At 65.2% G+C, this 21,538-nt stretch carries 25 protein-coding genes; 9 read left to right on the top strand and 16 right to left on the bottom strand.

Annotated elements, in window-relative coordinates; translation table 11 throughout:
- Positions 1 to 107: 107 nt before the first annotated feature.
- Positions 108 to 1,049 carry an RNA polymerase sigma factor RpoH gene (gene rpoH, locus AC1D3B_RS10595; RefSeq protein ID WP_478190612.1) on the top strand — a complete coding sequence of 314 codons (942 nt, stop codon included), beginning with the start codon at positions 108 to 110 and terminating at the stop codon, positions 1,047 to 1,049.
- Between the two features lie 88 nt (positions 1,050 to 1,137).
- On the opposite strand, the gene AC1D3B_RS10590 is transcribed toward rpoH, so the two are convergent.
- From AC1D3B_RS10590 to AC1D3B_RS10570, 5 genes are read right to left on the bottom strand one after another with little or no spacing between them, the layout of a single operon-like run.
- Positions 1,138 to 1,755 carry an SCO family protein gene (locus AC1D3B_RS10590; RefSeq protein ID WP_478190611.1) on the bottom strand — a complete coding sequence of 206 codons (618 nt, stop codon included), beginning with the start codon at positions 1,753 to 1,755 and terminating at the stop codon, positions 1,138 to 1,140.
- A gap of 8 nt (positions 1,756 to 1,763) precedes the next feature.
- On the bottom strand, positions 1,764 to 2,669 hold the full coding sequence (gene cyoE, locus AC1D3B_RS10585; RefSeq protein WP_478190610.1) for a heme o synthase: 906 nt from the start codon (positions 2,667 to 2,669) through the stop codon (positions 1,764 to 1,766).
- Positions 2,666 to 3,850, bottom strand: coding sequence for a COX15/CtaA family protein (locus AC1D3B_RS10580; protein WP_478190609.1), 1,185 nt, complete (start codon positions 3,848 to 3,850; stop codon positions 2,666 to 2,668). Before AC1D3B_RS10580 ends, cyoE begins: the two co-directional genes overlap by 4 nt.
- Before the next feature lie 7 nt (positions 3,851 to 3,857).
- Positions 3,858 to 4,583 carry an SCO family protein gene (locus AC1D3B_RS10575; protein ID WP_478190608.1) on the bottom strand — a complete coding sequence of 242 codons (726 nt, stop codon included), beginning with the start codon at positions 4,581 to 4,583 and terminating at the stop codon, positions 3,858 to 3,860.
- Positions 4,525 to 5,319 carry an SURF1 family protein gene (locus tag AC1D3B_RS10570; RefSeq protein ID WP_478190607.1) on the bottom strand — a complete coding sequence of 265 codons (795 nt, stop codon included), beginning with the start codon at positions 5,317 to 5,319 and terminating at the stop codon, positions 4,525 to 4,527. The genes AC1D3B_RS10575 and AC1D3B_RS10570 overlap by 59 nt, the downstream gene beginning before the upstream one ends.
- 36 nt (positions 5,320 to 5,355) lie before the next feature.
- On the opposite strand from AC1D3B_RS10570, the gene AC1D3B_RS10565 reads away from it, so the two are divergent.
- Positions 5,356 to 5,577, top strand: coding sequence for a twin transmembrane helix small protein (locus tag AC1D3B_RS10565; protein ID WP_286567799.1), 222 nt, complete (start codon positions 5,356 to 5,358; stop codon positions 5,575 to 5,577).
- Positions 5,578 to 5,648: 71 nt separating this feature from the next.
- Here AC1D3B_RS10565 and AC1D3B_RS10560 read toward each other — a convergent pair whose 3' ends face one another.
- The 8 genes from AC1D3B_RS10560 to AC1D3B_RS10525 all read right to left on the bottom strand — a co-directional run bounded on the left by AC1D3B_RS10560 (position 5,649) and on the right by AC1D3B_RS10525 (position 11,988).
- Entirely contained in the window at positions 5,649 to 6,530 is an 882-nt protein-coding gene (locus AC1D3B_RS10560; RefSeq protein WP_478190606.1) for a cytochrome c oxidase subunit 3, read from the bottom strand.
- A gap of 48 nt (positions 6,531 to 6,578) precedes the next feature.
- Positions 6,579 to 6,788: a DUF2970 domain-containing protein gene (locus AC1D3B_RS10555; protein WP_478190605.1), complete on the bottom strand. Its 210-nt coding sequence runs from the start codon at positions 6,786 to 6,788 to the stop codon at positions 6,579 to 6,581.
- On the bottom strand, positions 6,785 to 7,417 hold the full coding sequence (locus AC1D3B_RS10550; protein ID WP_478190604.1) for a cytochrome c oxidase assembly protein: 633 nt from the start codon (positions 7,415 to 7,417) through the stop codon (positions 6,785 to 6,787). The genes AC1D3B_RS10555 and AC1D3B_RS10550 overlap by 4 nt, the downstream gene beginning before the upstream one ends.
- An 8-nt stretch (positions 7,418 to 7,425) precedes the next feature.
- Complete coding sequence (locus AC1D3B_RS10545; protein WP_478190603.1) at positions 7,426 to 7,536, bottom strand: cytochrome oxidase small assembly protein; 111 nt, start codon at positions 7,534 to 7,536, stop codon at positions 7,426 to 7,428.
- A 13-nt stretch (positions 7,537 to 7,549) separates the two neighbouring features.
- Positions 7,550 to 9,187: a cytochrome c oxidase subunit I gene (ctaD, locus tag AC1D3B_RS10540; protein WP_478190602.1), complete on the bottom strand. Its 1,638-nt coding sequence runs from the start codon at positions 9,185 to 9,187 to the stop codon at positions 7,550 to 7,552.
- Positions 9,188 to 9,229: 42 nt separating this feature from the next.
- A complete protein-coding gene (coxB, locus tag AC1D3B_RS10535; protein WP_478190675.1) occupies positions 9,230 to 10,408 on the bottom strand; it encodes a cytochrome c oxidase subunit II in 1,179 nt (392 codons plus the stop codon).
- A gap of 66 nt (positions 10,409 to 10,474) precedes the next feature.
- Positions 10,475 to 10,951: a DUF2244 domain-containing protein gene (locus AC1D3B_RS10530; RefSeq protein ID WP_028249432.1), complete on the bottom strand. Its 477-nt coding sequence runs from the start codon at positions 10,949 to 10,951 to the stop codon at positions 10,475 to 10,477.
- A 122-nt stretch (positions 10,952 to 11,073) separates the two neighbouring features.
- Positions 11,074 to 11,988, bottom strand: a complete 915-nt coding sequence (locus AC1D3B_RS10525) for a methyltransferase domain-containing protein (protein WP_478190601.1) — start codon at positions 11,986 to 11,988, stop codon at positions 11,074 to 11,076.
- 22 nt (positions 11,989 to 12,010) lie between these two features.
- On the opposite strand from AC1D3B_RS10525, the gene AC1D3B_RS10520 reads away from it, so the two are divergent.
- A complete protein-coding gene (locus AC1D3B_RS10520) occupies positions 12,011 to 12,727 on the top strand; it encodes a ComF family protein (RefSeq protein ID WP_478190600.1) in 717 nt (238 codons plus the stop codon).
- 29 nt (positions 12,728 to 12,756) lie between these two features.
- Positions 12,757 to 13,218: a tRNA (cytidine(34)-2'-O)-methyltransferase gene (locus AC1D3B_RS10515; RefSeq protein ID WP_478190599.1), complete on the top strand. Its 462-nt coding sequence runs from the start codon at positions 12,757 to 12,759 to the stop codon at positions 13,216 to 13,218.
- Positions 13,219 to 13,338: 120 nt separating this feature from the next.
- On the opposite strand, the gene AC1D3B_RS10510 is transcribed toward AC1D3B_RS10515, so the two are convergent.
- Positions 13,339 to 13,797, bottom strand: a complete 459-nt coding sequence (locus AC1D3B_RS10510) for a MaoC family dehydratase (protein WP_478190598.1) — start codon at positions 13,795 to 13,797, stop codon at positions 13,339 to 13,341.
- 69 nt (positions 13,798 to 13,866) lie between these two features.
- Positions 13,867 to 14,487: a ParA family protein gene (locus AC1D3B_RS10505; protein WP_478190597.1), complete on the bottom strand. Its 621-nt coding sequence runs from the start codon at positions 14,485 to 14,487 to the stop codon at positions 13,867 to 13,869.
- Positions 14,488 to 14,553: 66 nt separating this feature from the next.
- Here AC1D3B_RS10505 and kefF point away from each other — a divergent pair, with 66 nt between their 5' ends.
- Both kefF and kefC read left to right on the top strand, forming a co-directional pair.
- Positions 14,554 to 15,192 carry a glutathione-regulated potassium-efflux system oxidoreductase KefF gene (gene kefF, locus AC1D3B_RS10500; protein ID WP_478190596.1) on the top strand — a complete coding sequence of 213 codons (639 nt, stop codon included), beginning with the start codon at positions 14,554 to 14,556 and terminating at the stop codon, positions 15,190 to 15,192.
- 2 nt (positions 15,193 to 15,194) lie between these two features.
- Entirely contained in the window at positions 15,195 to 17,039 is a 1,845-nt protein-coding gene (kefC, locus tag AC1D3B_RS10495; RefSeq protein WP_478190595.1) for a glutathione-regulated potassium-efflux system protein KefC, read from the top strand.
- A gap of 15 nt (positions 17,040 to 17,054) precedes the next feature.
- Here the strand turns inward: kefC and AC1D3B_RS10490 are convergent, their stop codons facing one another.
- A complete protein-coding gene (locus AC1D3B_RS10490; protein ID WP_286666800.1) occupies positions 17,055 to 17,921 on the bottom strand; it encodes an amidohydrolase family protein in 867 nt (288 codons plus the stop codon).
- A gap of 115 nt (positions 17,922 to 18,036) precedes the next feature.
- On the opposite strand from AC1D3B_RS10490, the gene AC1D3B_RS10485 reads away from it, so the two are divergent.
- The 3 genes from AC1D3B_RS10485 to AC1D3B_RS10475 are packed head-to-tail and all read left to right on the top strand — an operon-like array spanning position 18,037 to position 21,529.
- Positions 18,037 to 18,810 carry a crotonase/enoyl-CoA hydratase family protein gene (locus AC1D3B_RS10485; protein WP_478190594.1) on the top strand — a complete coding sequence of 258 codons (774 nt, stop codon included), beginning with the start codon at positions 18,037 to 18,039 and terminating at the stop codon, positions 18,808 to 18,810.
- A 24-nt stretch (positions 18,811 to 18,834) separates the two neighbouring features.
- Entirely contained in the window at positions 18,835 to 20,742 is a 1,908-nt protein-coding gene (locus tag AC1D3B_RS10480; protein WP_478190593.1) for a feruloyl-CoA synthase, read from the top strand.
- Positions 20,743 to 20,764: 22 nt separating this feature from the next.
- Positions 20,765 to 21,529 carry an SDR family NAD(P)-dependent oxidoreductase gene (locus tag AC1D3B_RS10475; RefSeq protein WP_478190592.1) on the top strand — a complete coding sequence of 255 codons (765 nt, stop codon included), beginning with the start codon at positions 20,765 to 20,767 and terminating at the stop codon, positions 21,527 to 21,529.
- Positions 21,530 to 21,538 lie beyond the last annotated feature (9 nt).

Raw genomic sequence — 21,538 nt, 5'->3', positions numbered from 1 at the left:
TGCCCATGCACTTCGGCTATCACCCCGATAGAAATAGGTGGGAACCCTTACCTTAGCACTCGCTCCAACCGAGTGCTAATATGACCAAGAACGAAGGAGTTTCCCGAATGACAACACTGTCTGGAGCCTCTGCCAACCAGCTGGCCGTCGCCAATCCCTGGTCGATGGTCCCCCCGCTGGGTAACCTGGACGCCTACATTTCGGCAGCCAACCGGTTGCCACTGCTGACGCTCGAGGAAGAGCAGGGTTTCGCGCGCAAGTTGCGCGACAACAATGACCTCGAAGCTGCCAGTGCGCTGATCCTTTCGCACCTGCGGCTCGTCGTCTCCATTTCCCGCCAATACCTGGGCTACGGGCTGCCGCACGGCGACCTGATCCAGGAAGGCAATGTCGGCCTGATGAAGGCCGTGAAACGTTTCGACCCCGACCAGGGCGTGCGGCTGGTGAGCTACGCCATGCACTGGATCAAGGCCGAAATCCACGAGTACATCCTCAAGAACTGGCGCATGGTCAAGGTCGCGACGACCAAGGCCCAGCGCAAGCTCTTCTTCAACCTGCGCTCGATGAAGCAGGGCTTCAAGGCCGATTCGGCCGCAGCGGACGGCGGCACCCACCGCGACACGTTGAGCCCCGATGAAGTCTCGCAAATGGCGACCCGGTTGAACGTGAAGCCCGAAGAAGTGCTGGAAATGGAAACGCGCCTCTCCGGCGGCGACGTCCTGCTCGATCCCAGCCCGTCCGACGATGGCGACGAAGGCTTCGGCCCGATCGCCTATCTGGCGGACGCAACCCAGGAGCCGACGGCCCAGCTCGAATCTCAGCAGCGCGATCGTCTCTCCACGGACGGCATCTCGACTGCCCTGGAGGCACTGGACGAGCGCAGCCGCCGCATCGTCGAGGAGCGCTGGCTCAAGGTCAATGACGACGGCTCGGGCGGGATGACGCTGCACGATCTGGCCGCGGTCTATGGCGTGAGCGCCGAGCGCATCCGCCAGATCGAAGTGGCGGCAATGAAGAAGATGAAGAAGGCGCTGGCCGAATACGCTTGAGCCGCCTGTGCTCCCGAATCAGCCCGGCCCTGTGCCGGGCTTTTTGTTTTCAGGGCGCAGCAGCCATTCGCTTCGACGGCGTCTGGACTCAGGACTTCAGCAGTGCCTTGATGTCCGACACCATCGCCGGCACCCCGCCGCCGTAGCGCGCATAGAGCCGCACACGACCCTGCGGATCGTAGACAAAGCTGGCCGCAGAGTGGTCCATCGAATAGCTGGTGGGCGTCTTGCCGTCGACCTTCTTGTAGTAGACCTTGAAGTCCTTCGCCAAGGCCGCGAGTTGCTCCGGCGTGGGAATGAGCGCCACGAACGACGGGTCGAACGCGCCCATGTAGGCCTTCATTACTTCCGGCGTATCGCGCGCCGGGTCGACCGTGACGAACAGGACCTGCAGCTTGTCGGCGTCCGCGCCCAGTTGCTGCTTGACCTGGGCCATCTCGGACATGGTCGTCGGGCAGACATCAGGACACTGTGCATAACCGAAGAACATGACGACGGCCTTGCCCTTGAAGTCCGCCATCGTCCGCACGCGGCCGTCGGCGTCCGCCAGCGAAAAGTCCTTGGCGTAGTCCGCGCCGGTGATGTCGACCGCGTTGAAGCTGGCCTTGGATTCGGAGCAGGCCACGAGATTCATGCCTGCGACGGCTGCAACGCCAGCCCAGGTCGCCACTTTCGCCAGCCACTGGAGAGCTTGCCGCTTGTTCATCGAATGCTTCATCGGAGGTAGTGATCGACCAGCAGCCCGGCGAACAGCACGCTCAGGTGGATCAGTGAAAAACGAAAGGTCTTGCGTGCCAGCGCGTCGGAATAGTTTCGCCACAGCGCGAAGGCATAGCCTGTGAAGCCGATGCTCACGCCGATGGCGACGACCAGATAGAGCCAGCCGCTCATGCCGTAGATGAAAGGCATCAGGCACGCGGCGAACAGGATGAAGGTATAGAGCAACACCTGCAGCCGCGTGAATTCATTGCCGTGCGTCACCGGCAACATCGGAAGGCCCGCCTTGCGGTAGTCCTCGACGCGATAGAGCGCCAGCGCCCAGAAGTGCGGCGGCGTCCACAGGAAGATGATGAGGAAAAGAATCAGCGCCTCGGGGCCGACCTCGCCCGTCATCGCGGCCCAGCCCAGCACAGGGGGCATCGCACCGGACGCACCGCCGATGACGATGTTCTGGGGCGTGAGCGGTTTCAGGATCACGGTGTACACCACCGCATAGCCGACGAAGGTGGCGAAGGTCAGCCACATGGTCAGCGGGTTCACCGTGAACCACAACACCGCCGAACCGACTGCACATAACGCCGCAGAGAAGATCAGCGCCTGCCGGTCGCTGAGTTGCCCGCGTGCCGTCGGCCGCCAGGCCGTCCGCTTCATCTTGGCGTCGATACCCTTTTCGACCAGACAGTTGAAGGCTGCGGCAGCGCCCGCGACCAGCCAGATGCCGATGCAGGCAAGAGCACCCTGTTGCAGATCGGCCAGCGTCGGCACGCCGGGCACAGCCAGCACCATGCCGATCAGCGCGCAGAAGACGATCAGTTGCACCACGCGAGGCTTGGTCAGCGCGTAGAACTGGCGCAGGACGTTCGCGGTCGTCGTGGCATGGACGGAGGCTGGTGCGGTCATGCGGCCTCCATCCGGTTGCTGCGCGCGCCGGAGCCGGCAAGCACCGAAACGCGTTCGCGCCGGCTCTCGCAGATTGTCCAGGTGAGCACCACTGCGAGCGCCGCGGCGCCGCCGGTATGCAGCACTGCCGCCGCGAGCGGCCAGCCCAGAAGCACGTTGCCCAGGCCGGTCGCAAGCTGGAGCAATGCGAGGCCGCCGAGCCAGCGCGCCTGAGCACGCAGCGGCTCGACGCCGTGCAGACGCCATGCCAAGACGCCGATGGCGACGAACACGACATACGCCATCAACCGATGCGCGTAGTGAATGGCGGTCAGCGCCGCGAAATCGATGGGCACGCCGCCCGTCGTCTCGCCGAGTTGGCGCCAGATCTGAAAGCCTTGCGAGAAGTTCATGGGAGGCCACCAACTGCCCTGGCAGGTCGGAAATTGCGTACAGGCGAGCACCGCATAGTTGGTGCTGACCCAGCCGCCAAGGGCAATCTGCAGCGCAAGAAGCGCCGTCGTTGCCAACAGCAGGGTGCGCAGCGCGGAGGGCACAGCCGTGGCGACGCGCTGTGCCGCAACCTGCTGATACCGCACGGCCTGGATGCAGAGCAGCGCCAGCAGCACGACGGCACCCATCAAATGCAGGGTGACGATCGCCGGGTAAAGCTTCCAGGTCACTGTCATGGCACCGAACGCGCCTTGCAGGCAAACCCACACCAGCGTGGCGGCGGGCCACCACGCGCTGAGAGGCTTCTCGCCAACGTGATCGGCCGTGCGCTGGCGGCGTCGCGCGATCAAGGTCGCGATGGCCAGCGCGAGGATCAGGACGCCAACACCGGTTGCCAGGTAGCGGTGAACCATCTCGACCCACGCCTTGCTGTGCGTGACCGGGCCGGTCGGCTGCGCGGCCTGGGCCATCGCGATGTCGTGGCGCGCGCCGAGCGGGCTGGCGTTGCCATAGCAACCGGGCCAGTCGGGACAGCCGAGCCCCGAATCGGTCAGCCGCGTGAAGGCGCCGAACAGCGTCAGGTCGAAAGTGAGGAACAGCGTGAGCACGGTCAGCGCATGCAGCCGTCGCGCAGCGCCTTTGCCGGAATTGCGCCGCCACACCCAGAGCAGCGGCCCCAGGGCGATCAGCACGCCGACCGCCATGAGCCAGGCGATCGGCGTGAGGTCGTAGAGCGATGTCGTGTCCATGGCGAGATCAACGGCCTGGCTCGTCCCAGGAGGCGGACGCGCGCAACAGGCGATCGAGGTCGCGCTTGGCACGACTTGCGCCGGCCGTGTCCATGCGGGCAGGAAAACGCATCATCCAGTTGCCCATGGGGTCGACCACGAAGAGGTGCTCGGCGAGTGCATGACCCGCGCTCGGCGCGAGCCACTGCTCGATCTGCGCTGCCGGCACACGCACCACGGTGGCGCCTCGAAGGCCGTTGTCGAGCCGCTCGGGCACGGGCGCAGCGTCGCTGACGATCCACACGCGGTCGATCCGATCTTTTTCGCGCCCCAGGCTTTCGCGCAATTGGCGCTGCAGATAGAGCTGTTGCTCGCAGAGCGTGTCGCAACCCGCGTCGCCCACCGTGACCAGAAGCCACTGTCCCTTCAGGGACGAGAGCTGGATCGGCTTGCCGTCGCGCAGTGTGCCGGTGATGTTCGGCACCGGCCGCTGGGGATCGACGAGTTCGCCGTAGACGCTGCGGCCCTCGGGGCGGATCACGTAGTAGGTGAAATACGAGGCGATCACCGGCGCTGCGCAGCACAGCAGCACGATGACCATCTTCCAGCGACCCATCACCGTCCGCCGACTCTCGGCACCGGCCATCGCCTGGCGCGGCGACGGCATCGAGTGCACAGTCAACCCGAGCGGCTCGTCAGCCACGGCGTGCAGCGCGTGCGCGGCGGTAGGGGGCGATGAGTTGGAACCAGACATAAAGGATGAGGACGAGGGCGGACAGCCCGAACCACTGGAATGCATAGCCGTAGTGCTTTTCAACACCCAGCGCTGGGGCCGGCCAATCCCGCTGCAGGCCCTCGGAAGCCGGACCGGTCTGCTGCAAGGAGACATCGGTCCGCAGTGGCAGACCGGTTTCGGCGCGAAACGCTTCAAGGTCGAGATTCTGCCGGATGAGCGAAGACCCCGCGGGCGCGGGCGTTGGGGCTGCGGCATCCGGCTTGCCCAACTCCAGCAGATGCGCCGGCGGCGAAGCGATTCGCCCGGTCACCTCGACCAGGCCGGAAGGCGTCTCGACAGGCTGCAGTTGGGTCCGCTCGGTGAAATTGCGCTGGATCCAGCCGCGCTGGATCAGCACGGTCTGATTGGTGCCTTCGAGGGCGAAGGGCGTCAGCACATAGAAGCCTGGCACGCCGTGCATCTGACGGTTGTCGAGATAGACCGTATGCGGCGTCAGCCAGAGGCCGCGAAGGCGCACCGGCCGATGCAGCGTGGATTCAGGCTTGTCGAGCGCCAGGAAGGCCTGCTGGTCGAGCGGTGGCAGGTTCTTCTGTGCGTCGATCTCGGCCTGGATGGCTTCCTTCTGCGCAGCCCGCGAGAGCTGCCAGCGGCCGAGCGAAACGGTGCCCGCGGCGGCGATCAGGGCCAAGGCGGTGATGAGCCAGAAGCGACCGCCTCGCGAGCCCCGCGAGACGGCTGCGGCGTCGGCGTTCAAACCAGGTTGCGGCCCTGGCGGCCGATAATGTGGGTCATGAAATACTTTGTCGCCCTCGCCTTCCTGGGCATCCTGGCGAGTCTCGGATTTGCGCTGTTCTTCATGCTGAAGGATGGGCGCAACGGCCGCGCCAAAAGTGGCGGCATGGTGCGCGCGCTGACTGTTCGGATCGGCCTGTCGGTGGTTTTGTTCCTGTGCGTGCTGGTGGCGTGGAAGCTCGGGTACATCCAGCCAGGGGGCTTGCCGGTCGGCAAGTAGGTGGTGCTCGTTCCACGAGAACCATGAAAAAAGCGCCTTGCGGCGCTTTTTTGTTTTGCCGTTGCTGATGGTCAAAGCCAGTAGACCGTGAAGTACAGGCCGAGCCACACCACGTCGACGAAGTGCCAGTACCAGGCGGCACCTTCGAAACCGAAGTGGCGCTCCGGCGTGAAGTGGCCCTTGCGAATCCGAAGGGTGATGAAGAAGAGCATCAGCATGCCGATGAACACGTGCAGGCCGTGGAAGCCGGTCAGCATGAAGAAGGTCGAGCCGTAGGTGCCGGAACTGAGCTTGAGGTTCAGCTCGGTGTACAGATGGTGGTACTCGTAGCCCTGCACGCACAGGAAGGTCAGGCCGAGCAGCACGGTGAGCCACATGAAGCGCACGGTCTGCGCGCGATGGCCTGCGCGCAGCGCGTGGTGCGCGATCGTGAGGGTGACGCCGGAGCTCAGCAGCAGCGCAGTGTTGATGGTCGGCAGCCAGAAGGGCCCGACCGTCTGGAAGGGCTCGACGATGTCGGCCGGCGAACCGGTCACGCCGGCCGCCATGGTCGGCCAGACAGCCTTGAAATCGGGCCAGAGTATCGCGTTGTCGAGGCTTCCGAGCGCCGGCAGCGAATGGGTGCGTGCCCACCAGAGCGCGGTAAAGAACGCGCCGAAGAACATCACCTCCGAGAAGATGAACCAGCTCATGCTCCAGCGGAACGAGAGATCGACCTTGTGGCCGTACTGGCCGCCCTCGCTTTCGCCGATGGATTGCCGGAACCAGACGAACAGCGTGCCGAGCCACACCACCATGCCCAGCAGCAGCGACCACGCGCCCCACTGATGGCCATTGACCCACTGGGCCGCCCCGAAGATGACGAAGAGCAGGCCGGTGGCCGCCATGACTGGGTAGGCCGATGGCCCGGGCACGAAGTAGTAAGGCGTTGTGCCGTGGGTCGTTGAACTCATATCAGGTCCTGGCTTTCTTCTCGATTCAAATTCTATGCAACGCGTTCTTCAGGGCGCAACGACCCAGCGCACGAGCAGGATCAGAGCGCCGACGAAGATCATCACAAGCACGAAGCCGACCGCAATGACGTGCAGCGGGTTCAGCTTGGAGACATCGTCCTGGGAAGCGCTGTTCTTGCGCACGCCGAAAAACGACCAGCCGACGGCTGTCACCGTCCGCCAGAAGGATCCCTTGCTCGGCGTTTCGGGCGCGTTCACGAGCGCGGCTCCGTCGCAGCCGGCACCACGGCCGAATTGGCAGCCACCGGTGCCGGGGGCGTCTTGCCACCCACTTCGAAGAAGGTGTACGACAGCGTGATCGTCTTGACGTCTTTCGAGATCTTCGGATCGATCACGAACGCGACCGGCCATTGCTTCTTCTCGCCCGGGTCCAGGGTGTACTGGTTGAAGCAGAAACACTCGAGCTTGTTGAAGTACGGCGCGGCCTGTTGCGGCGCGTAGCTCGGGATGGCCTGCGCGGCCATCCGGCGGTTCTGCACGTTCTGGAACTCGTACATCACCGTGTTGAGCTGGCCCGGGTGCACCTGCATCGACCGCTGCTCGGGCTTGAAGTCCCACAGTCCACGCACGTTCGCGTCGAACTCGACCGTGATCGTGCGGCTCATGTCGACCTGCGTGTTGTCGGGCACCCGGACGTTCTTGCCGCCCGACGCGCCGCCGGGTACCTCGAGTTCCGAGAGCGCGAGGATGTTGATGCCGGTCATCTCGCAGATGGCGCGATACATGGGGACCAGCGCATAGCCGAACCCGAACATCCCGGCCGCAACGACGGCCAGCTTGCCGACCATGCGGACGTTTTCGCGACGGATGCGTTGACCGATGCCCATGAGCCCGCCTATCGCCCGAACCAGACCATGCGGACGATGAAGCCGATGAAGAACAGCAGCGCGATGGAGGCCAGCGTGAGGCCCATGCGCCGATTGTTCCTTTTCTGTTCCGGTGTCATGACGTGATGCACTTCAGCCGATCACCTTGGTGGCGGTGGCGTCCAGCTTCGGCGGCGTTTCGAAGGTGTGGAATGGAGCGGGCGAAGGCACTTCCCATTCGAGCCCTTCGGCGGCTTCCCACGGCTTCTGCGAAGCCTTCTCCCCCTTGCCCATCATGGTGGGGAGGGCGATGAAGAAGAAGAAGTAGACCTGCGCGAGGCCGAAGGCAAAGGCGCCCACGGTCGCGATGGCATTGAAGTCCGCGAACTGCATCGGGTAGTCGGCATAGCGACGCGGCATGCCTGCCAGGCCCAGGAAGTGCATCGGGAAGAAGGTCACGTTGAAAGCGATCAGCGACCACCAGAAGTGCACCTTGCCGCGCGTCTCGTTGTACATCACGCCGGTCCATTTCGGCGACCAGTAGTAGTAGCCGGCGAACATGGCGTACAGCGAACCCGCCACCAGCACGTAGTGGAAGTGGGCCACCACGTAGTAGGTGTCCTGCAACTGCGTGTCGATCGGCGCAACCGCCAGGATCAGGCCGGTGAAGCCGCCCATGGTGAACACGAAGATGAAGCCCACGGCGAACAGCATCGGCGTCTCGAAGGTCATCGAGCCCTGCCACATGGTCGCGATCCAGTTGAAGATCTTCACGGCCGTCGGCACGGCGATCAGCATGGTCGCGTACATGAAGAACAACTGGCCGGTGAGCGGCATGCCGGTCGTGAACATGTGGTGTGCCCACACGATGAAGGACAGGATCGCGATCGACGATGTCGCATACACCATCGAGGCGTAGCCGAAGAGCTTCTTGCGCGCGAAGGCCGGAACGATCTGGCTGATGATGCCGAAGGCCGGCAAGATCATTATGTAGACCTCGGGGTGGCCGAAGAACCAGAAGATGTGCTGGTACATCACCGGGTCGCCGCCGCCAGCGGGGTTGAAGAAGCTTGTGCCGAAATGGCGGTCGGTCAGCGTCATCGTGATGGCGCCCGCGAGCACCGGCATCACGGCGATCAGCAGGTAGGCGGTGATCAGCCAGGTCCAGCAGAACATCGGCATCTTCATCAGCGTCATGCCGGGGGCGCGCATGTTGAGGATGGTGACGATGATGTTGATCGAGCCCATGATCGACGACGCGCCCATGATGTGCATCGCGAAGATGCCGGCGTCCATCGAGGGGCCCATCTGCAGCGTGAGCGGCGCGTAGAGCGTCCAGCCCGCGGCGGGTGCGCCGCCGGGCATGAAGAACGAACCCACCAGCATCAGTGCCGCCGGGATCAGCAGCCAGAAGCTGAAGTTGTTCATCCGCGCGAAGGCCATGTCGGATGCGCCGACCTGCAGCGGGATCATCCAGTTCGCGAAGCCCACGAAGGCCGGCATGATCGCGCCGAACACCATGATCAGGCCGTGCATGGTCGTGAACTGGTTGAACAGTTCGGGGTTGACCAGTTGCAGTCCGGGCTGGAACAGCTCGGCACGGATCAGCAGCGCCAGGACGCCGCCGACCATCAGCATGGTGAAGGAGAACAGCAGGTACAGCGTACCGATGTCCTTGTGGTTGGTCGCGAACACCCAGCGACGCCAGCCGGTCGGCGCGTGATGGTGATCGTCGTGGGCATGGTCGCCGTGGCCGTGTGCGGTGCCGTGGGGATCGAGGACTGCGCTCATCTTGGTATTCCTTGCAAACTCTTCGTCGTGGGGGGCGCCGGCTTACTTGCCGCGCTCCGCCAGCACCTCGGCCGGCTGCACCAGTTGGCCCGTCTTGTTCGACCAGCTGTTCTTGGTGAAGGTCACCACGGCGGCGATATCGGTGTCGCTCAGTTGCTTCCAGGACGGCATCGCGCCGTTGTTCTGGCCGTTGAGCACCACGTGGAGCTGCAGCTTGTGATCCGCGTTGAGCACGGTCGCCGAGCCGTCGAGCGGCTTGATCGGGCCCGCGCCCTTGCCGTTGGCCTGGTGGCAGGCCGCGCAGTTGGCCGCATAGACCTTCTCGCCGCGGGCCAGGATTTCCGGAAGGGTCCAGACCTTGTTCGGGTCGTCCTGCTTGGCGGCCGCTTCCTTGCGCTTGCCGTCCACCCAGGCGGTGTAGTCGACCTTGGAGAGCACCTTCACGTGGATCGGCATGAAGGCGTGTTCCTTGCCGCACAGTTCCTGGCACTGACCGTAATAGTCACCCACCTTCTCGGCGCGGAACCAGGTGTCGCGGACGAAGCCGGGGATCGCGTCCTGTTTGACGCCGAGTTGCGGCACGGCGAAGGCGTGGATCACGTCGTTGGCCGTGGTGATGATCCGGACCTTGGTGTCGACCGGCACGACCAGCGGGTTGTCGACCTTGAGCAGGTAGTTGTCGGGCACATCGCCGTGGGCGCCGGCGTCGGACATTGCTCGGTGCGAGCTGTCGAGCGTCGAGATGAAGGAAAGGCCCTCGCCTTCGCCCTTCAGGTAGTCATAGCCCCACTTCCACTGGTAGCCGGTGGTCTTGATCGTCAGGTCGGAGTTGGTGGTGTCCTTCTGGGCCACCAGCACCCGTGTGGCCGGCAGGGCCATCAGGATGACGATGATGAAAGGCACGATGGTCCAGATGACCTCGACCACCACCGATTCGTGGAAGTTGGCCGCCTTGTGGCCAACCGACTTGCGGTGCTTCCAGATCGAATAGAACATGACGGCGAACACCGCCACGAAGATCACGGTGCACAGGATCATCATCACCGTGTGCAGGAAATGCTGCTCTTGCGAGATCTTGGTGACACCCACCGGAAGATTCAACTGACGCACGGACGGCCCGCCGGGCAGGTCACCGACTGCGTGTGCCGCGCCGCTGAATGCCGCGCCGGCAGCCAGCAGCAGATTCGCCGGCCAGATCTTGTTGCGCCAATTGCTCTTCATCGTGTTCACTTCTTCATTTTCCTGTTAACCCACCGGTCCCCACGGTGACACATTGCGCCTGCCCCCTCAGGCACTGCGCAATGCCATGCGAATCTCGCGCGCCAGCGCCGCGCGCAACTCCGGGCGCACATAGCGCCCCACCCTGACCGAACGACCCTGACCCGAGACCTCGATCAGCGAGCGATCGCTGTCCTGCGGCTCGACCCGCACCTGGTGCGGCAAGAATTCCGTGCGTTCATAGTGCCCGCCGTTCTCGAGTTCGACCACCAACCGCCCTCCTTGCAGGGCGATCTTTTCGCCGTCAGTCGCATGCCGTGCATACAGCACGAATGCAAACCCCACCCCGGCGAGTTCGAGCCAGGCAAACGGCAGCACGAGTCGTGCGCCGTTCAGCCAGAAGACGGTTCCGATGCCAAGAGAAACGACGCAGAGCGACGCATAGAGCCAGCCAAGCTGGCTCGGCGTGACCGAGCAGTTCCGCTTCAGGAACCAATGGATGCTCTGGCCTGAAACGGTGGCAAAACGAAACACGGAATTCGACACGGGCGAGTTCAGCAAATCGGTGCGTCGATCGCTGTCAAACCCATGTCCGACAGGCCTCGATCACGGGACAATACCCGGGAGTTCACGCAGCGCCGGATTGTAGCGGGTCATGCAACACTCACTCATACGCCGGGACGGCCGCGCTGAAGCATTGATCGCATCTCGCGCAGGGACACGGCGCTTTCGGCGGAAAGGGCAACTCGCGGGGTCGGTTTGAAGGCATGGCCATAGATCACTTCGAAAGTCAGTCCGATCCGCCCGCCGCCCTCTTCGGCCGGCGCAAGTTCAGGCAGCGCCCTGACGAGCGCACTCCGCCAGTTCCTGCCGCGCAATGCCGGAAAGCGACCGGGATGAAGATTGCGCCCAAGACTGCGCAACTCGGCCAGGGCCGCGTCGGCATCGGCCCAGGTAAGCACGATGCGTTCCATATCCATCACCGGCTCCGCGAAGCCGGCATGGACCAGCATGTCGCCCCAATCGTGCATGTCGGTGAACTCGTGGCTTGCCGGCGTCCACCCAAGGCGCCTGTACAACGCTCGCAGTTCCATCAAGGTATCGGGGCCGAAGCACGAGAACATCAGGAAGCCGTCGGTCGCGACCCGACGATGCCACTGCCCAATCAGCGCTTCCGGGTCGGCCGCCATGTGGAGCGCCATGTTGGCCCAGAGCAGGTCCACGCCGTCTTCCGGGGACGCGTCGAAGCTGGGCTGCGGACCCTGCCACCGCCGGGCCGACCACCACGGCGCAGCGAGCGCCTTGCCGGTCGACGGGACCAGGACGGCCTCCGGCTCGATCACGTATGAGGCGGCATCGCGGTAGCGCCGCGCGACCAGCGCGTGGGCTTCCAGCCCGCCACGCAGAGGCGACCAGTCGGCCCAGTGGCGCGGCTTGGCCTTTATCCATTGCAACCGGTCCTCCATGCGGCGACCGATTTCCTCGTGCAGCCAGGGGGATGTCGAATCCGGCGCAAGCCGACTCCATCGCGCGGCCGCCGTGGCGTCGATGGTCGGCGGGCGGTGTGAAGGCGCGGTGGACATGGGCTGCTCAGTATATTGAGGGATGTTCAGCCGCTGGATCGAACGGCCTTTCCCGGGCCTGCTCAACCGCCTGCCGAGCCAGTGCGTCGTCTGCCGCGCCTGGCCCGCGCAGGCGGTGTGCGACGCGTGCGTCGCGCGCTTTGCTCCTCCGGCGCCACGCTGCAAGACCTGCGCGCTGCAGGTGCCCGATGGCGTTTCGCAGTGCGGCGAGTGCGTGCGGAATCCCCCGCCACTGGATGCCTGCCTCGCGGCCTGCGCCTATGTGTGGCCGTGGCCGGAATGCATCGCTGAGTTCAAGTTTCGCGGCGACGCAGGCCGGGCCGGACCACTCGCGACCCTGCTGCGCAGCGCGCCCTGGGTGGAGCCCGCGATCGAGAAGGCGGACCTCGTCCTGCCGATGCCTCTTGCACCGGCCCGATTGCGCGAACGTGGCTTCAATCAGGCGCACGAACTCGCAAGGCGACTGGCGCCGCGGAAAACCGATGCCACCCTGCTGCTGAGAATCCGGGAAACCACGGCACAAAGCGGTCTTACCCGGGCCGAACGGCTGCGCAACCTGCGCGGAGCGTTCGCCCTGGAGCCGCTGCGCGCCACGACCGTCCGCGAGCGCCGCGTCGTGCTGGTCGACGACGTAATGACGAGCGGCGCATCCCTATTCACCGCCGCCGACGTGCTGCGCACGGGTGGCGCATCGCATGTGACGGCGATCGTGCTCGCGCGGACGGAGGCGCCCGCCTGAGCGCCGTCGACACGTCGACAATCGACGTCATGTTTCACATCGTCCTCGTCGAACCCGAGATCCCGCCCAACACCGGCAACGTCATCCGCCTGGCCGCCAACACGGGCTGCACCCTGCATCTGGTCGAGCCCCTCGGCTTCTCGATGGACGACCGCCTGCTGCGCCGGGCGGGACTGGACTATCACGAATACGCGCAAGTCCTGCGCCACCCGGATTGGCCAACCCTGCTCGACACCCAGCGCCCACCGCCCAACCGAATGTTCGCGCTCACCACGCGCGGCACCCACGTGGTCTACGACGTCGCATTCCAGCCGGGCGACTGGCTCGTCTTCGGTTCGGAAACAAGGGGCCTCGCACCCGAATTGCGGGAGAGCTTCGCCCCGCCGCAACGGCTCCGCCTGCCAATGCGCGAAGGCCAACGCAGCCTGAACCTGTCGAACGCGGTAGCCGTCACCGTCTTCGAGGCGTGGCGCCAGAACGACTTCCGCTAGCGACCGACGGCATCTCTTCCCTTCGCGAACCACCGCGGAACCGGCTCCGCCGGTCCGCCGGTGGTGCCCCCGGCAGGGGGTAGGCGAAGCGACACGAAGTGCGCGAAGCCTGGGGGCGAGCTACGGATACCTGCGGACGACCGATTCGGCGACACAGGCCGGCTTGGGCGAGCCCTCGAGTTCGATGGTGGTTTCCCAGGTCATCTGAAGCCCGTCGTTCGCAATCGGCTCCGAGGTCAGCAACTTCATCCGACCGCGCACGCGCCCGCCGACCGGCACCGGCGCCATGAAGCGGACGCGGTTCAGCCCGTAGTTCACCCCCATGCGCGACTCGACCACGCTCATGGCCGTCTCGTAGATCCGCGGCAACAGGGACAAGGTCAGGAAGCCATGGGCAATGGGACCACCGAACGGGCCCGCCTTGGCCTTTTCGACATCCACGTGAATCCACTGGTGATCGCCGGTGGCCTCGGCGAACAGGTTGACCTGCTCCTGCGTGATAGTGATCCAGTCGCTCACGGCGACTTCCTGGCCGACGCATGCGGCGAGATCCTGGAGGGTCTGGAAGGTCTTTTTCATGCAATTCACTTTATCGGTGCGCCGGCGCTGCGCCTGTCCACGCCGCGACAAGCTGACTAGGGGAAAACCTCAGGCGTCGAGCCACTGGCGAATCGGCTCCCACTGCTCCAGATCGCGCTGCACCCGGCCGGGCGCGATATCGAACAGCGTGAGTCCGCGGGCTGCGAGCTGGACGTAGTTCTGCGTATCCCGAAGCTCCCCCAGCACCGGCACGTCGAGACCGGAGACGAACTCCCGCAGGCGGTCGGCCGCCAGCGTGCGGGCATCGACGCGCATGCCGACCAGGGCCACCTGCGCCTTGTCGGCATGACGGTGCGACAGCAGCTTGTCGAGGAAATCCCGTGTCGCATAGATATCGAAGATGCTGGGCTGCAAGGGCACGAGCACCTTGTCGGCCAGCGCAACGACATCCTTGAAGCGGGAGCCGTGCAGACCGGCCGGCGTGTCGATGACGGCGTGGGTCGTCCCGCGCGGCGGCCGCACGACGTTGCCGTCCTCGGAAGCGTCCCAGCTCCGGATCTCTCGCGCCTGCGGCGTCCGCAGATTGAGCCACAGCCGAGATGACTGCTGGCGATCGATATCCCCGAGCATCACCGCGTGACCACGGCTGGCGAAATAGCCCGCGATGTTGGTTGCAAGCGTGGATTTTCCGACTCCGCCCTTGGGATTGGCGACCAGGACCACCGGCATGAAAGGCTCCTCGAGGCTGAAACAGCCGTCATGGTAGCCGCGCACGGAGTACGCTATGTTCGCGGGATGCCGACAACAACAAACCCGGAAAGCACCCCGCGCATCTACCTCATCGCCGCGCATCCGCGTTGGAGAGACTCGCGCGTCAACCTCCAGTTGCTGAAGGCAGCGCAGGCGGTGCCGGGTGTCGAGGTGAACGACCTCTACGACAGCTACCCCGACTACGCGATCGATGTCGATACCGAGCAGCGCCGTCTCGCCCGCGCCGACTTGCTCGTGCTGCTGCACCCGATCCAGTGGTATTCGATGCCCGCGCTGCAGAAGCTCTGGATGGACGAAGTGCTCGGCTACGGATGGGCCTATGGCACCCAGGGAAGCGCATTGGAGGGCAAGGATTTCTGGCTGGTCGCCACCACCGGCGGTCCTGAGGCGAGCTACCACCCTCAAAGCTACAACCGCTACTTCTTCGACGCTTTCCTGCCGCCCTACGAGCAGACCGCCGCGCTCTGCGGCATGCGATTTCTCCCGCCGCTGCTGTTCCACGGTGCGCGCAGCGCCCCGGCCAGCGAGGTGTCGGCGCATGTCGCCGTCTTCAAGGACCGGCTTTCCACCTATCCGAACTGGCCCGAACTCGAAGACCTGGACACCTGCGCGAGTTGCGCGGTGCCCGAGGTGGACAGGCCGGTCGTCCACGGGGGGGCCTGACCATGGCGCACGCCCCGGCCTGGCTCGTCAATTCCCTGATCTACCTCGGCGCTGCGGTGCTGGTGGTGCCACTGTCCAAGGCGCTCGGGCTCGGCTCGATCATCGGGTACCTCGCTGCCGGCATTGCCATCGGGCCGTGGGGGCTCGGGCTGGTCACCAATGTCGAGGACATCCTGCACTTCGCCGAGTTCGGCGTGGTGCTCATGCTGTTCCTGGTCGGGCTCGAACTGGAACCCAAGCGCCTCTGGAGCCTGCGCCAGCCGATCTTCGGCTGGGGATCCGCGCAGGTGCTGGCCTGCGCCGCGGTGCTGTTCCTGGTCGGCTGGGCGGCGGGTGCGGACTGGCGAGTCGCACTGGTGGCGGCGCTGGGACTGGCGCTGTCGTCGACCGCGATCGCGCTGCAGGTGCTCGGCGAGCGCAATCTGCTTCTCACGTCCAGCGGGCAGGCCGGCTTCTCGATCCTGCTGTTCCAGGACGTGGCGGCCATTCCGATCCTGGCGCTGCTGCCGCTGCTGGCGGTCGGCGCCGATGCGGGTACCGATTTAAGCGGCGCCGAACGGGCACTCGAAGGCCTGAAGATCGTCGGCGTCATCGGTGGCATCGTGCTCGGCGGTCGACTCGCCCTTCGTCCGGTGTTTCGCTGGATCGCACGCAGCAACACGCCCGAGATATTTACCGCTGCCGCCCTGTTGCTGGTCGTCGCCATCGCCGCGCTGATGCAGTTCATCGGCCTCTCGATGGCATTGGGCGCCTTCCTGGCCGGCGTGCTGCTGGCGGAGAGCGAATACCGGCGCGAGCTCGAGACCGACATCGAGCCCTTCAAGGGCCTGCTGCTCGGGCTCTTTTTCATCGCCGTCGGCATGAGCATCGATTTCGGCGTGCTGCTCGCCCAGCCCCTGCTGATGGCGTTGGTCGTCGTCGGCTTCATGGTCTTCAAGTTCGTCGTGATCTACGCCCTGGCGAAGGCGATGGGGATTCCCTACCAGCAGCGGCCTGTGTTCACGCTGCTGCTCGCGCAGGGTGGCGAGTTCGCCTTCGTCGTGTTCCAGGCCGCCGGGCCGAATGTGCTGCCGCACGGCGTCGCGTCCTTCCTGATCGGGGCGGTCGCGCTGTCGATGCTGGTCTCGCCGCTGCTGCTGGTCGCGATCGACAAGTGGGTTCTCCCGCGCTACAGCGCCCACGCGCCGACGAGCATGGAGGAAATCTCCGAGCAGCAGGATGCCAAGGTCGTCATCTGCGGCTTCGGTCGCTACGGACAGATCGTCGGTCGCATGCTGAGCGCGCAGGGCCTCAAAATCACCGTGCTGGACCATGATCCAGACACCATCGAGAGCCTGCGCGAATTCGGCTTTCGCGTCTTCTACGGGGATGCGACCCGGCTCGATCTTCTGCGCACCGCAGGCGCCGGCACCGCCAAGGTGCTGGTCATCGCGGTCGACGACATGGAGCAATCGCTCGAAATCGTGGACCTGGCACGCGAGCACTTTCCCAACGCAAGGATCGTTGCGCGCGCGCGCAATGTGGCGCACCTCTACCAACTGCTCGATCGGAAGGTCGAATTCATCGAGCGCGAGATGTTCGAGTCGTCGCTGCGCAGCGCCCGCTCGGTGCTCGAAGGGCTTGGCTGGCCCGCGCATGAAGCGCGCGAAACGGCCATGCGCTTCCGGCGTCGCAATATCGAGCTCATGCACGAGACCTATCCGCACTACAAGGACAGGGCAAAGCTGATCGCGGTTGCGAAGGAAGGACGCCAGCAATTCCAGGAACAGATGGCGCGCGAACGCGAAGAGCGGCGCCTGCGCTCCAGCCTGGACTGGGACCGGATCGAGGAAGAAAAGACCTCGTAATGCCCGCGCGCCGACCTACTGGTCGAGCTTCAGCAGGCGAACCGCATTGCCCTTGAGGATGCCGGGCACCACCTCGGGCTTGAAACCGGCATCCTCGAAGTCCTTGAGCCATCGGTCAGGCGTGATCAGCGGGTAGTCGCTCGCAAACAGCACGCGGTCCTTCAGCAGGGTGTTGGCGTACTGCACGAGCTGCTTCGGAAAGTACTTGGGGCTCCAGCCCGACAGGTCGATCCAGACGTTCGGCTTGTGCGTCGCCACGCTCAGGGCCTCGTCCTGCCACGGAAAGCTCGGATGCGCCATCACGATCTGCATGTCGGGGAAGTCGATGGCGACGTCGTCCAGGTGCATCGGGTTGCTGTATTCGAGACGAAGGCCGCCGCCGCAGCGCATGCCTGAGCCGATGCCGCTGTGGCCGGTATGGAACACGGCCGGAAGCCCGTATTCGTTGATCACCTCGTAGATGGGCCACGCCATCTTGTCGTAAGGGTGAAAGCCCTGCACCGTCGGGTGAAACTTGAAGCCCTTGACGCCGTGCTCCTCGATCAGCCGCCGCGCCTCGCGCGCGCCCATCTTGCCCTTGTGCGGGTCGATGCTGGCAAAGGCGATCATGATGTCGGGGTTCTTCTGCGCGGCTTCGGCGATCTCCTCGTTGGGGATGCGGCGGCGGCCCATGTTCGACTCGGCGTCGACCATGAACATCACCAGGCCGATTTTGCGTTCCCGGTAGTAGTCGATGCTTTCCTGGATCGTCGGACGCCGGCTGGACCGGAAGTACTTGTCGGCGGCACGGTCGTATTCCTCGCCGTAGTTGTCGAAGGGATTCCAGCAGCTCACCTCCGCATGCGTGTGAGTGTCGATCGCGATCAGGTTCTGGTGGTCCATGGCGTTGTCTCCGGGCGGTTTGCGGCTTAGGGTAAATCCTCATGCCGCACCCTGTCGCGCGGCTTGAATTGATTATTTTCTATAACCATAATCGATCGTACTCCGGAATGCAATCATGACCCATACCGACCTCCAGCTCGAACTCCAGGGCGACATCGCCATCATCCGCCTGACACGTGGCGCCAAGCGCAACGCGTTGTCGGATGCGCTGATCCTCGCGCTGCGCAATACCTTCGAAAACCTGCCCCCGACAGTGCGTGCCGCGGTGATCGACGGCGAGGGCCCGCACTTCTGTGCCGGGCTGGACCTTTCCGAACTTCAGGAGCGCGACGCCGGCCAGGGCCTGCAGCACTCGCGCATGTGGCACGCGGCGCTCGATCTCGTGCAATACGGCCCGGTGCCGGTGATCGCCGCGCTCCACGGCGCGGTGGTCGGCGGAGGACTGGAGCTCGCAAGCGCCTGCCACATCCGTGTGGCCGACGCGAGCACCTTCTACGCGTTGCCGGAAGGCTCGCGCGGCATCTTCGTCGGCGGCGGCGGTTCGGTCCGCATTCCCAAACTCATCGGCGCCGCGCGCATGACCGACATGATGATGACCGGCCGCGTCTACAACGCCGAAGAAGGCGAACGCGCCGGCTTCGCGCAGTACCTCGTGCCCGAAGGCACGGCCTTCGACAAGGCGGTCGAGCTCGCGAAGCGCGTTGCAACCAACGCACCGCTGACCAACTACGCGCTGATGCACGCCCTGCCGCGCATCGCCGAACAGCCGGCCGACCACGGCTTCTTCACCGAAGCGCTCATGGCGGGCATCGCTCAAAGCGCACCCGATGCCAAGGAACGCGTGCGCGCCTTCCTCGAAGGCAAGGCCGCCAAAGTGCAGAAATCCTGACCCTCCAGACGATCCGAGGACCCCATGCAAGCCATTCGCACCGACGCAGAGCCCCGCTATCGCCCCCTGGACTTCGGCGTGCGTCACGTCAGCCTGCGCGAAGGCGCATCGGGCGTCCGCTATCTGCAAGCCACCCAGCCGCTGGGCGACTACGCCGAGCGCATCACGGACCGACTGCTGCACTGGGCGCAGGTCGCGCCGGACCGCAGCTTCATGGCGCGCCGCGAGCAGTTGCCCGACGGCAGTACGGGCGAGTGGCAGCACCTCACGTATTCGCAGGCGCTGCAGGGCGCACGCCGCATTGGCCAGGCATTGCTCGACCGAGGCCTGAGCGCCGAGCGCCCGGTGATGATCCTGAGCGAGAACAGCCTCGAACACGCGCTGCTGTCGCTCGGCTGCATCTACGCCGGCATCCCCTACTGCCCGGCATCTCCTGCCTACTCCACCGTCAGCCAGGACTACGACAAGCTGCGCCACGTCTTCGACACGCTGACGCCCGGGCTCGTGTTCGCCAGCGACGCCGCGCGCTTCGGCCGCGCCATCGCCGCCGTCGTGCCGGACGATGTCGAGGTGGTCGTTCAGCGCGGTCACGGTGGCGAAGGCGATACGGGCAAGGCTTCGCCCGAACTCGCGGGGCGCAAGCTCACCCCGTTCGACCGCCTGCTCGCCACGCCGGCGACACCGGCAGTCGACGCCGCCATGGCAGCGACGGGTCCCGACACGATCACCAAGTTCCTGTTCACCTCGGGCTCCACCAAGATGCCCAAGGCGGTCGTCAACACGCAGCGCATGTGGTGCGCCAACCAGGTGCAGATTGCCCAGTCGCTGCCGGCACTGGCCGAAGCACCGCCGATCCTCATCGACTGGCTGCCGTGGAACCACACCTTCGGCAGCAACCACAACGTCGGCATCACGATCTACCACGGCGGCACGCTCTACATCGACGATGGCAAGCCGACGCCCGCGGGCATGGCGGAAACGCTGCGCAACCTGCGGGAGATCGCACCGACCGTCTACTTCAACGTTCCGACCGGCTTCGAAGCCATCGCGCAGGCGATGCAATCCGATGCGCAACTGCGCAAGACCCTGCTCTCGCGCGTTCGCATGTTCTTCTACTCGGGCGCCGGCCTGGCCCAGCCCATCTGGGACCTGCTGCATTCCATCCAGGAAGCCGAGATCGGCGAGCGCATCGTCATGGCCACCGGTCTGGGCATGACGGAGTCGGGCCCCTCCGCGATGTTCATCAACAGCCCGAACGTGCGCGCCGGGGACGTCGGCGTGCCGACACCCGGAATGACGTTGAAGCTCGTCGACGTCGACGGCAAGACGGAGGTGCGCTATCGCGGCCCCAACGTCACGCCCGGCTACTGGCGCGCACCTGAAGCCACGCGCGAGGCCTTCGACGAGGAAGGTTTCTTGTGTACCGGCGACGCGGTGCAGTGGATCGACGAGAAGGACATCCACCGCGGCCTGCGCTTCGATGGCCGCATTGCGGAGGATTTCAAGCTGGCGACCGGCACCTTCGTGAGCGTCGGCCCCCTGCGCGCGAAGATCATCGCGGCCGGCGCGCCGTATGTGCAGGACGTGGTCCTGACCGGCATCAACCTCAAGGAAGTCGGCGCGCTGATCTTCCCGACACAAGCCGTACGCGCGCTGGCCGGCCTCTCCCCCGATGCTTCGATGAAGGACGTGGTCGAAAGCCCGCCCGTACAGGCGCAAATCCAGCAACTGCTCGACACGCTCGCCGCGTCGAGCACCGGCAGCGCCAACCGCATCGCGCGCGCGCACATCGTTTCCGAGCCGCCCTCGATCGACAAGGGCGAAGTGACCGACAAGGGCTCCATCAACCAGCGCGCCGTGCTCAAGCACCGTGCCGCGCTGGCCGAGGCCCTGCATGCCGACGCGCTCCCCTTCACGCTGAAGCCCCGATAAACCACTCCAGGAGACACACGCCATGAACATCCAAGGACAAGCCGCACTCGTCACCGGCGGGGCCTCCGGCCTCGGTGAAGCCACGGCGCGCGAGCTCGCGCGACTCGGCGCCAAGGTCGCGGTGCTCGACGTCAATGCCGCGCTGGCCGAAAAGGTCGCCGCCGAGATCGGCGGCATTGCCTGCGTCTGCGACATCACGCAGGCCGACAGCGTCACGGCCGCGCTCGACAAGGCCGAAGCCGCGCACGGCCCCGCGCGCATCCTCATGAACGTGGCCGGCATCGGCAGCGCCAAGCGCATCGTCGGAAAGGACGGCAACCCCGCGCCGCTGGAAGACTTCGTGCGCGTGGTCAACGTCAACCTCATCGGTGCGTACAACATCAGTCGCCTCTATGCGGCGCGCTGCGCCAAGCTCGAACCGATCGAAGGCGGCGAGCGCGGCGTGATGATGTTCACCGCCTCGGTCGCGGCCTTCGACGGCCAGGTCGGCCAACAGGCCTACAGCGCTTCGAAGGGCGGGCTCGTCGGCATGACATTGCCGATGGCACGCGACCTCGCGCAGCACGGCATCCGCGTATGCACTATCGCGCCGGGCCTGTTCGCAACGCCCCTGCTCAAGGAACTGCCGGAGCCCATCCAGCAGTCCCTGGCCGCGTCGATACCTTTCCCGCCACGCCTGGGCAAGCCCTCGGAGTTCGCCGAACTGGCCTGCCACATCGTGACCAACGGCCACCTCAACGGCGAGGTGATCCGCCTGGACGGCGCGCTGCGCATGGCGCCGCGCTGAGCCCGAAGA

It is taken from the genome of Variovorax sp. P5_A3 (assembly GCF_056400665.1).
The sequence above is the reverse complement of the archived record's forward strand: the minus strand, read 5'-3'. Positions and strand labels throughout refer to the sequence as shown.